Annotated in this window: 8 protein-coding genes; 2 read left to right on the top strand and 6 right to left on the bottom strand. The window is 68.5% G+C overall.

All coding sequences use genetic code 11. The features are described from left to right. Positions 1 to 251 precede the first annotated feature (251 nt). Together ACFHW0_RS18245 and ACFHW0_RS18240 are read left to right on the top strand one after the other, a co-directional pair. A complete protein-coding gene (locus ACFHW0_RS18245) occupies positions 252 to 2,774 on the top strand; it encodes a glycoside hydrolase family 78 protein (RefSeq protein WP_416609158.1) in 2,523 nt (840 codons plus the stop codon). Positions 2,775 to 2,847: 73 nt separating this feature from the next. Continuing rightward, complete coding sequence (locus ACFHW0_RS18240) at positions 2,848 to 3,867, top strand: LacI family DNA-binding transcriptional regulator (protein ID WP_416609156.1); 1,020 nt, start codon at positions 2,848 to 2,850, stop codon at positions 3,865 to 3,867. A gap of 41 nt (positions 3,868 to 3,908) precedes the next feature. On the opposite strand, the gene ACFHW0_RS18235 is transcribed toward ACFHW0_RS18240, so the two are convergent. The 6 genes from ACFHW0_RS18235 to ACFHW0_RS18210 form a co-directional block, all read right to left on the bottom strand. Beyond that, positions 3,909 to 4,868, bottom strand: coding sequence for a cyclase family protein (locus tag ACFHW0_RS18235; protein ID WP_416609154.1), 960 nt, complete (start codon positions 4,866 to 4,868; stop codon positions 3,909 to 3,911). Continuing rightward, positions 4,865 to 6,010 carry an alpha/beta hydrolase family protein gene (locus tag ACFHW0_RS18230; RefSeq protein ID WP_416609152.1) on the bottom strand — a complete coding sequence of 382 codons (1,146 nt, stop codon included), beginning with the start codon at positions 6,008 to 6,010 and terminating at the stop codon, positions 4,865 to 4,867. Before ACFHW0_RS18230 ends, ACFHW0_RS18235 begins: the two co-directional genes overlap by 4 nt. A gap of 97 nt (positions 6,011 to 6,107) precedes the next feature. Further along, a complete protein-coding gene (locus ACFHW0_RS18225; RefSeq protein WP_416609150.1) occupies positions 6,108 to 7,112 on the bottom strand; it encodes a fumarylacetoacetate hydrolase family protein in 1,005 nt (334 codons plus the stop codon). Beyond that, positions 7,022 to 7,960, bottom strand: coding sequence for a VOC family protein (locus ACFHW0_RS18220; protein ID WP_416609148.1), 939 nt, complete (start codon positions 7,958 to 7,960; stop codon positions 7,022 to 7,024). The genes ACFHW0_RS18225 and ACFHW0_RS18220 overlap by 91 nt, the downstream gene beginning before the upstream one ends. 70 nt (positions 7,961 to 8,030) lie before the next feature. Further along, a complete protein-coding gene (locus ACFHW0_RS18215) occupies positions 8,031 to 9,164 on the bottom strand; it encodes an FAD-dependent monooxygenase (protein WP_416609146.1) in 1,134 nt (377 codons plus the stop codon). A gap of 190 nt (positions 9,165 to 9,354) precedes the next feature. After that, positions 9,355 to 10,350, bottom strand: coding sequence for a LacI family DNA-binding transcriptional regulator (locus ACFHW0_RS18210; protein ID WP_416609172.1), 996 nt, complete (start codon positions 10,348 to 10,350; stop codon positions 9,355 to 9,357). Between the last annotated feature and the right edge of the window lie 76 nt (positions 10,351 to 10,426).

Below are 10,426 nucleotides of genomic sequence, written 5' to 3'. Positions count from 1 at the left end.
ACGATCAACTACACACGTCCTGGAGAACCAGGCCGCATAACCGAGTCCTCCACGATTCCAGGGGATTGACAGTCCCACCTTCGCGGCCATCTGCATCAACGTGCTGCTGATCCTGGCGATCTACATCTTCCTCAACCAGCGAGTGATGCGCGGCCTGGCCGCCGGCGCGGTGAAGGGCTGAACTGTTGTCTGTCCCGAACGACACGGGTACGCGCGTGTGCCCGCCCCGAATCGAACACCACGACCGCCCGTTGGGGATCGACGAACGCACCCCGCGCCTGACCTGGCGGGTGGAGACCGACCGACCCGGCTGGCGACAGCAGGCATATGAGATTCAGATCAACGGTCACGGCAGCGGCCGGATCGACTCCGCCGACAGTGTGCTGGTTCCGTGGCCAGGTGCGGCGTTGACGTCCCGCCAACAGGCCGAAGTCCGTGTTCGGGTCTGGGCCGTCGACGAGACGGAGCCCACCGCGTGGAGCGACGCGACCACGGTCGAGGCCGGTCTACTGGAATCCGCCGACTGGCAAGCGACCTTTGTGGGCTCCACCGACACCACCGAAGGCGACCGGCGGCCGGTCCTGCTGCGCCGAGACTTCACGGTACGGCCGGGGCTGCGCAAAGCCAGGGTGTACGCCACCGCGTGTGGCCTGTACGAAATCGAACTCAACGGCACACGGGTCGGTGACGACGTGCTCGCGCCCGGCTGGACCAGCTACCACCACCGGCTGGCTTACCAGACCTACGACGTCACCGCCCAGTTGAGGTCCGGTGCCAACACGATCGTCGCATGGCTGGCCGACGGCTGGTGGCGCGGCGAATACGGGTGGAACCGGGTTGGTGAACACTACGGCGCTGACACCGCCCTGCTCTCCCAGCTCGAACTGCACTATGTCGATGGCACTGTCGAACACGTCGTCACCGACGGCACCTGGACCTGGGCCAACGGGCCTATCCTGCGGGCCGGCATCTACGACGGCGAACACCACGATGCCCGCATCGAACCGGCCGGCTGGCGTCGCGTACAAGAAAAAACCGTGCGGGTCGGTGCCCTGACCGCACCCGCAGGACCACCGGTCCGCCGCATGCAAACCCTGCCACCGAGCAGCATCGCCCGTCTCGACGACGGTACCCATCTGATCGACTTCGGGCAGAATCTCGCAGGACGTCTGCGCATCACCGTCACCGGACCGGCCGGCACCGAGATCGGCATTCGACACGCCGAAGTCCTCGAGAACGGGCGCCTCTGCACCCGGCCGATCCGCACCGCCGTAGCCCACGACACATACGTACTCGCCGGCACCGGCACCGAGATGTGGGAACCGCGATTCACCTACCACGGCTTCCGCTACGCGGAGATCACCGGCTGGCCCGGCGACCTCGACCCAGCGGATGTCGTCGCGGTCGTCTGCCACGACGACATGACCGAGACAGGCACCTTCACCTGCTCCGATCCACTGATCGCGCGCCTGCACGAGAACGTGCGGTGGAGCATGCGCGGCAACTTCGTCTCCGTGCCCACTGACTGCCCGCAACGCGACGAACGCCTCGGCTGGACCGGTGACCTGCAGGTCTTCGCTCCCACCGCCGCGTTTCTCTACGACGCATGCGGCAGCATCGCCGACTGGCTCACCGATGTGGCGTTCGAGACCGGCGACGACGGTCTCGTCCCGCTCTACGTCCCTCACATCCCCACCAGCTTCCCGCAGTTCCACTGCGCGGTCTGGGGAGACGTCACCACGGTGGTGCCGCTGGTTCTGTTCGACCGGGCCGGTGACCTCGGACCTGTGCGGCGCGGCTATGACGCCGCCCGCGCATGGGTCGACGGCTGCCGTCGCCTACTCAACGACCGTGACGTCATCGCCCAGGGGCTCCGGCTCGGTGACTGGCTCGATCCGGCGGCCCCACCGGACCGTCCGCAGCAGGCACGCACCGACCCGTACCTGGTCGCCACCGCCTACCTGGCTCATTCCGCGCGGCTACTCGCCCGCCAGGCGAAGCTGATCGGCAGGGCCGAGGACACCGTCGAATACGAGCAACTCGCCGCCCGGGTCACCGCCGGCTTCCGCCGCGAGTTCGTCACCGCCACCGGACGGTGCGTCTCCGACACCCAGACCGCCCACGCCCTCGCCCTGTGCTTCGACCTACTCGACGGCGACGACCAGCGCGAACACGCGGGGCGTCGGCTGGCCGGACTCGTACGCGACGGCGAGTTCCACATCGGCACGGGGTTCGCCGGAACCCCGCTCATCCTGGACGCCCTCACCACCACCGGCCACCTGGAGGAGGCATACCGGCTGTTGCTGGAGAAAGACTGCCCGTCCTGGCTCTACCCGGTCACCATGGGTGCCACCACCACCTGGGAACGATGGGACAGCATGCTGCCCGACGGGTCCGTCAACCCCGGCAACATGACCTCGTTCAACCACTACGCCCTCGGTGCCGTCGCTGACTGGCTGCACCGCGTAGTCGCCGGACTGGCACCGGCCGCGCCGGGCTATCGGAGCATCCACGTCCGCCCACAGCCCGGTGGCGGGCTGACCTCGGCCGCCGCACAGCATCGGACGCCGTACGGTGTCGCTGCCGTGCAATGGCGACGCGACGACAGTACCCTGCACGTCGACGTCACCGTGCCGCCAGGCTGCGACGCCGTCGTCGAACTGCCGGGCAAGGAGCCGGTCACCGTGGGCGCGGGCCAACACACCTTCACCTGCGTGCACCGGACCGCCGCGGAGGATCCGATCGCTCCGCTCCCAGCGCCCGAGCATTTCTGAGGCCGTAGGCGCTCCCGTACGCTCAGGTCCGGAAAGCCGTTACGGCGGTGGCCGCCAACAGCATGGCAGACAAGTGGGGACGACGGTGGCGCGTGCAACGATCCGGGACGTCGCCCGCGTGGCCGGCGTCTCCGACGGCACCGTCAGCAACACCCTCAACCGCCCGCACCTGGTCAGCGCGGAGACCCGCGAACGGATCCGGCAGGCGATGGAGACCGTCGGCTACGTGCCCAACGCCGCGGCGCGCGCCCTGCGCGTCGGCCGCACCCGTACCATCGGGCTGGTCGTCCTCGACCTCGGCAATCCCTTCTTCGCCGAGGTCGCCGCTGGCGCCGAGCAGGCCGCCAGAGGGGCCGACGCCGACATCGCCCTGTTCCACACCGGCCTCGGCGAGCATGCCCGTGAACAACGGCTGCTGCACCGCCTCGCCGAACGGTGCCTCGACGGACTGATCATCACCCCCAACGATGTCGACCACGCCATGCTCGACACAATTGAGCATGGCGGTACCCCTGTGGTCGTCCTCGCCCGCGCCGTCTCCGGCCGCTGCCGCGACGCGGTGCGCGGTGACGACTTCCTCGGCGGTGTCCTGGCCGCACGCCACCTGTTGGACAACGGCCACCGGCAGTTGGCCTTCGCCGGGTGGCGTCACGACGAGCGCTACCAGGGCGCGAGACGAACCGCCGTCGAAGCGGGTGCCACCATCACCTGGATCGGTACCCCCGGTGCCGGACTCACCGACGGACTGACCGCCGGAAACCATCTGACCAGCCTCGATCCGGACCGGCGGCCGACTGCTGTCTTCTGCGCCAACGATCTCATCGCCGCTGGCGTGGTCCAGGTCGTCACTGGGCGCGGCTGGCGCATTCCCCACGACCTCGCGGTCGTCGGTTTCGATGACACCGACCTGGCCAGCGCCGCGAGCGCCGTGGAACTCACCAGCGTGCGTCAGCCCGCCGTCGACATGGGTGCCGCCGCCGTCCGTCTCATCCTGGACCGGATGAACGACCCTCATCGGGCCGCCGAGGACGTCGTCTTCGAACCGCAACTGGCGATCCGCGAATCCACGACGGCCACTTGGTCGGCTGGCTGATGGAAGGGCTTGGAGCCCAGGTCTCGTCCCAGGGACGTCTGCTACTTGACGGCGATGGGGTTGACCGGTGAGCCGACCGCGCCGGTTACCGGCAGCGGCGCGGCGGTGAGCCAGAACTCGTATATGCCGTCCTCGGCGCAGTCGTGGGCGAGGGCTTCCAGATCCCACATCTCGCCGATGAAGAGGCCGATGTGCGGAATGACGACCTGGTGCAGCGGCTGGAACGCGTTGTCGAACTCATTGGGCCGCACCTCGAAACCCCAGGTGTCGGTCGCGATAGCGGCGATCTCCGTGCGGTACAGCCAGTCGGCCGTGGTGAAGGACAACCCGGGGGCAGGCCCGCCGGCGTAGTCGCCCCATCCATCGCGACGGGCACGGGCCAGTTGACCCGTGCGTACGAGAACGAGATCGCCGCGACCAACCTGCACTGCGTGGGCAGCGATGCTGGCCCGTAAGTGTTGTTCCGTGATGGCGAAGCCATCCGGGAGTTCGCCGTCCGTGCCGATGACGCGGCCGACGTCGAGCAGCACGCCGCGTCCGGCGATCACGTCGGCGACCGTCTCGATGCCGGTGACAGCGTCGCCGAGGCTGGTCACCACCTCACCGGCGGGGCGGCCGTTCCACGCGATCCCGTGGTCGAAGATGTGGCCCAGCCCGTCCCACTGAGTGGAGCACTGCAGTGGCATCGCGATCACGTCGTCGGCGCCGCCGATGCCGTGCGGGAAGCCCTGAATGCCGGCGGCGGCGTCGGTGCCGGTGTCGAGCATGGTATGCACCGGGTTGGTGCGCCGCCGCCAGCCCTTCTGCGGGCCGTTCATGTCGAAGGACTGCGACAGCGAGAACGCGACCCCGCGGCGCACCAGCGCCGCGCCCTGCGTGCGTTTGTCCGCCGTCAGGAAGTTCATGGTCCCGCGAACGTCGTCCGCGCCCCAGCGTCCCCAGTTCGAGACCCGCTTGGCCGTCGCCGCAATGGCCCCTTCCGGGTTCTCTCGATCGATCATGCGCGGAACTCCCGGGCGATCCAGTCGGCGATGTAGACGCTGACATGGGAGAGGTGATCGAGGCCGATGTGCTCGGCGCCACCCTCTTGCGCGGTGAAGATTCTGAGTTCACGCTTCGGGGCGTTGACCGCTTGTTCGTACGAGCGACGGGCGTAGGCGAGCGGAATCTGCCGGTCGTTCTCGCCGTGTGCGATGAGGAACGGCACGGAAATGTGCTCGACGATTCCGTCGAGGTTGACGGCCTCGACCTTCTTGATGAACGTGTCCAGTTCAGTCTCTCCCCACACCCACAGCACGTGATCCCAATAGTGCGGCACGGGGTTTTCGCCCTCGCGTTCGAGGCGGCGCTTCTGCACCGCGCCCCAGTCGTGGTTGGCGCCCCAGGCGACGCACAGCGCGAGCCGCTTCTCGAACGCGGCGGCGCGGGGCGCGTAGTAGCCGCCCAGCGACCAACCGACCAGACCGATCCGGTCGGCTGCCACGTCGTCGCGACTGAGCAGATAGTCGACGCAGGCGGTTGCCCAGTGCTCGGTCTCCACCCGGCTCGTCAGGCCGTGCATACGCAGCGCCTCGCCGCTACCGGGACAGTCGACAAGCAGCGTGTGGATGCCCCGCTCGGCCAACTCGTGGGCGAAGCCGGAGGCGTACATGTGTTCCTTGGTGGAGTCCAAACCGTTCCACATGACGACGGTCGGCGCCGGGCTGTCGGTGGCGGCCTTCTTGAAGTACGCCGGCAGCAGCGCTCCCTCGAACGGTACAGCGACTCGCGTGGTGGCCGGATCGAGCAGGTCGAACGCCTTTTGTTGCAGGTCCAGGCATCGTTGGTAGAAGGCATTGCGGTCGGGTGCCTTGGCACTTTGCATCCGTTCGGCCTGCGCGAGGTAGTTGGTGGCGCGCAGGTACTTCTGCCCGGCACTGCGCTTGCGGCCGGCGGCCTCCTCGGCGGCGGCCTGTTCGGCCAGGCTCTCGGCGACCGCAGCCCACGAGGCCATGAACTCCTTGGTGCCGACGTCGGACCCCTGCGCGGCGAGGTCACGGATCGGGCGGCAGGCACGGTCCACCTCGTCGATCAGGCCGCCGCTGTTGAGCGTCGCGACCACACCCAGGTTCCAGACGTAGTTGCCGGGGAAGTACTCGAACATCAGGGTTGCCTTTCAGATGTGTCATGCGTGAGGTACCGGTGCCACGTCAGACCCGGTGCGGCAGCGCCGATCTCCGAGGTGGCGGTGGTGACGACCGTCATCGACGGGCCGCCGAGGGATCGCGGCGCCGGACCGGCGGCAACTCCGGGTGGACCGGGCCGGAGACGACCCGGTTGGTGAGGCTCCCGATGCCTTCGACGGTCAGCGTGACGACGTCGCCGTCGCACAACGGCGGTGGCTCGTGCTCACCGCGTCGGCCCCACAACTCGGCGAGACAGCCGCCATTGCCGACCGTGCCGGATCCGAGCACGTCACCGGAGACGACACGGCTGTCCCGAGCCGCGTACGCGACCATTGTCTCGAACGTCCAGCCCATGTTGCTGAGCAGGTCACGGCCGACTTCGACGCCGTTGACCAGCGCATGGCACCACAGGTTCAGGAAGCCGTCCGAGTCGCGGAGCGGTTCCAGCTCGTCGGCGGTGACGATCCAGGGGCCGAGGCTACCGGCGAAGTCCTTGCCCTTGGCCGGGCCCAGGTTGACCTGCATCTCCCGGCTCTGCACGTCACGCGCCGACCAGTCGTTGAAGATGGTGTAACCGAATATGTGCTCGTCCGGGCCGATCACCGCGGCCACTTCCAGTTCGAAGTCGCGGGTCAGAGATCTGGCGGGGAACGCCACATCGTCCTCCGGGCCGATGACGGTGTGTGGGTTGGAGAAGTAGAAGGTCGGCGCGTCGTACCAGGCGTTCGGCACTCCGTTGCCGCCGTCGACGGCCCTGCGCACGCCCTCCACGTGCTCGGCGAAGGCCACGAAGTCGCGTATGGACCTCGGCTGGAGGGGTGCCAGCAGGCGAACTTCCCGCAGAGGTAATCCGGGACCCGTGCCGATACTCTCCGGACCGGTCTCGATCACCGCCAGCATGTCGGGGTCGCCGAGGAAGGGGTGCACCCGTTCACCGTCGACGATCCCGGTCTGGTCCCGGCCGTCGTGCCGGAAGGTGGCAAGGCGCATCAGACCGGCGGCGCGACGAATACGCCACGGTCGGGGTCGTTGAACGACTTCTGCGCGACGAACTCGGTCATCGGATTCGCGGTGCCCCACTGGTCGCTCACCATCGGGTCGGTGAAGTCGTACAGATGCGGGTGCCACGTGTCCTCGTCAAGCTGCTCGAGTTCCGTGGTGTATTCGACGGTATTGCCGTGCGGATCGAGAAAGTAGCTGAAGGTGTTGTTGCCGGCCATGTGCCGGCCCGGACCCCACACCTTCTCGATGCCGCCCCGCAGCAGCCGGCCGGTGCCGCGCATGTACTCGTCGATGCCTCTCATCTCGAAGGAGGCGTGGTGCAACGAGGTGTGCGGGCCGCGGGCGATGGCCAGGCTGTGGTGCCACCGGTTGGTGCGGAGGAACCACATCATCTCCCCCATCCGCGGATGCGTGAGCGTGTCGGAGAGCCTGAAACCGAGATGCCGCTGGTAGAACGCGACGGTTGCTTCCGGGTTCGGCGAGTTGAGCACGACGTGCGAAAGCTTGACGGGTACCGGCTCGCCCTCCTCGACCTTGCGGTGCTGCCTCACCACGACATCGGAGGAGACCTCAACCGTGCGGCCGTCGTTGTCGAAGAACCGGAAGCCGTAGCCTCCACCTGGTGTTGCCAGCTCGCCGGGTTCGGTGATCAGATGACTCCCGGCAGCGCCCAGGCGTTCGGCCAAGGTGTCCACGTCGGTGGGAGTCCTCGCGCCGAAGGCGATCAGGTCCAGGCGCTTGTCGGCCGCCTTGCGCAGCCGCACCGAGTACTGCTCCGGGGAACCCGCGGCGGCGAGGAACGCCAGCCCGTGCTCGGTGGCCTGCGGAGAGAGGCCCCACATGTTGGTGTAGAACTCGAGCTGCCTGCCGTAGTCGGGCACGGCCAGGTCGACGTGCCGCAGGTGGGTGATCAGGCGTTCACGCATGAGATGTCTCCAATCGTGCTCTTCGCCGCTCGTGGGGGGGGCCTGCCACGACGTCAGGGAGTGTCGGCTCTCAGGCTGGTTCGGCGAGCAGGTGGGAGATGCGGCCCATCAGGCCGGGGACATCGCCGCGTTCGCGGTCGAGCAACCAGCGGCAGAGTTGTACGGAGGCGTCCACCACGGCCCTGGCGCGCTCGAAGCGCCGGGCGTAGAACACGTCCCAAACACCGGCGCCGAGGTGCTCCGCAGCGAGCAGTAGTTCGGCGAGGACAGCGGCATCCTCGAGCGCCTGGGCAGCGCCCTGGGCGATGGTGGGAGGGCAGGCATGCGCAGCATCGCCGATCAGGACCACCCGACCGCGGTGCCACGGTGCATCCAGCATGTGCGTCTCGAATGATGTGTGGTTGACGCTGCTCGGGTCGGTCAGCGACTCCCGGATCTCGTCCCACGGCCCGTGATACGCGGCGGTCCGCTCACGCATGACCGCCAGCGCCTCCTCCGGGCTCAGCGCGCTACGGTCCTGTGCGTCCTCCACGACGTACGCGTAGAGCGAGTCCTCACCCGTGGGGCAGTAGCCGGCGATGTAGCTGGGGCCGCCGTAGTAGAGATCGGTGCGGGTGACGCTCGCCGGCCGCCGGGTGAAGGCGCGCCAGATGCCCATTCCCATGCGCTGCGTCTGCAGATTCATGCCGAGCGTGCGGCGGGTCGAGGATCGGATGCCGTCCGCACCGATCAGCAGGTCGTAGCGACCCGTCGAGCCGTCCGTGAAGGTCACCACGACGCCGGTCTCGTCCTGGCCCAGTGTCGTGTAGGTGGCGCCAAAGCGGATCTTGACCCCAACTTCGGCCGCGCGATCGAGCAGGATCCGGGCCAACCGCGGACGGTGCATGCCGAGCGTGGCTGGCAGATCCGGGCCGCCGGTGCGCAGGTCCGGTAGCTCGGCGAGCAGTGTCCCGGCAGGATCGGGGGCGCGCAGGCCGAGAGAGTCGAACGCGTACCCGTCTTCGCGTACCCGGTCCCAGACGCCCAGGGTGCGCAGGACACGCAACGCGTTGCCCTGCAGGGTGATGCCGGAGCCGCGGGTCGAGGCTTCGGGCTTGATGTCGACCAGGTCCACGGCGACCCCGCCCTCGGCGAGTAGGATCGCCGCCGCCATGCCAGCCGCGCCGCCTCCGACGACCAGAACGTTTCGAACTGCTGGCGCCACAGTTTCCTCCCCGTTACGCCTGTGATGGCGACCACTGTCGTCGTCAGCGGCGCTCCTGGGGAAGCCCAACTTTGTGATGCCCGTCATCGGCTCCGCTTATAGTGCTGCCGACGTCCTGACGAATCTCGATCTCAACCTCGGCGTTGCCTGTGCGGTACCGATGGTGGTGCCGTGTCCCCCACTGTTGCGTTCAGCGGTGCGGCTGGGCGGTGGAGGCGCGCGCCACCAGCACTGGCGCGAAGGTTGGTTGCTCGTGGCGGTGCCCGGGATCGGTGGCCTCGTCGAGTACCAGCCGGGCGGCGGTTCGGCCCAGTTCCTGGCGCGGCTGACGCACCGAGGTGAGCGGGACCGCCGCGGCGGCCGCGAAGTCGATGTCGTCGTAACCGACGATTGCGAGGTCGTCCGGTACACGTACGCCCGTCCCCACCGCGTGTTGCAGCAGTCCGAGCGCCAGCAGGTCGTTTGCGCAGAAGGCGGCGGTCGGCCGGCGCCGCGCCGGCAGCCCCGCCAGCCGCTCGCCGACGGTACGGCCCGCTGCGACGGTCAGCGCGCTGGTGGGCAGTTCGATCAGGTCCTCGGCAGCCCGACCCAGTTCGGCCCATGCCTGGCGTGCGCCGCGTAGCCGGTCCCGAACCTGCCCGATCGAGTCCGGCCCGCCAGCGAAGGCCACTCGCCGGTGCCCGCGATCTGCCAGGTGTTCCACCGCGAGGCGGCCCCCGAGTGCGTCGTCCACGGCGACCGAGCAGTGCACACCGGGCTGGTCCACCAACACCAGTGGGGTCCCGCTGCGGGCCGCCTCGGCCAGGTGGGGGGCGTCCGGGTCGACCGGAGTCAGCAGGATGCCCTGCACCCGCTGCTGAATCAGCCGGTCCAGGTGCTTGGCTTCGCGTTCGATCCGGCCGCCGGAGTTGCAGACGACCAGCGACAGATCGACGTCCTCGGCGGCGGACTCGATTCCGGCGGCGACGTCCTGGAAGAACGGGTTGGCGCTGTCGAGCATCACGTAGGCGAGCGTGCGGCTGGTGCCGGCGCGTAGCTGGCGGGCCGACTCGTTGCGGACGAATCCGAGCTGTGTCATGGCTCGCTCGACTCGTTCGCGGGTCACGGTGCTGACCATCGAGGGGCGGTTGAGCACGTTGGAGACGGTGCCCAGGGAGACACCGGCTGCGGCGGCGACCTCCTTCACCGAAGGCGCCCGGCCGTTGCGTGCTGTCACGCTGCTCCTTCCCGCTTGAAACGTCACACCGCATCGTATGGGTTGA

Source organism: Micromonospora sp. LOL_025 (assembly GCF_048060285.1).
Lineage (GTDB): Bacteria > Actinomycetota > Actinomycetes > Mycobacteriales > Micromonosporaceae > Micromonospora.
This window is presented reverse-complemented; position numbering and strand designations above follow the sequence as displayed.

Bases quoted from the DNA above. Each gene is read 5' to 3' on its own strand.
- ACFHW0_RS18235 (WP_416609154.1), bottom strand. From the start codon at position 4,868: ATGATCGATCGAGAGAACCCGGAAGGGGCCATTGCGGCGACGGCCAAG.
- ACFHW0_RS18230 (WP_416609152.1), bottom strand. From the start codon at position 6,010: ATGTTCGAGTACTTCCCCGGCAACTACGTCTGGAACCTGGGTGTGGTC.
- ACFHW0_RS18220 (WP_416609148.1), bottom strand. From the start codon at position 7,960: ATGCGTGAACGCCTGATCACCCACCTGCGGCACGTCGACCTGGCCGTG.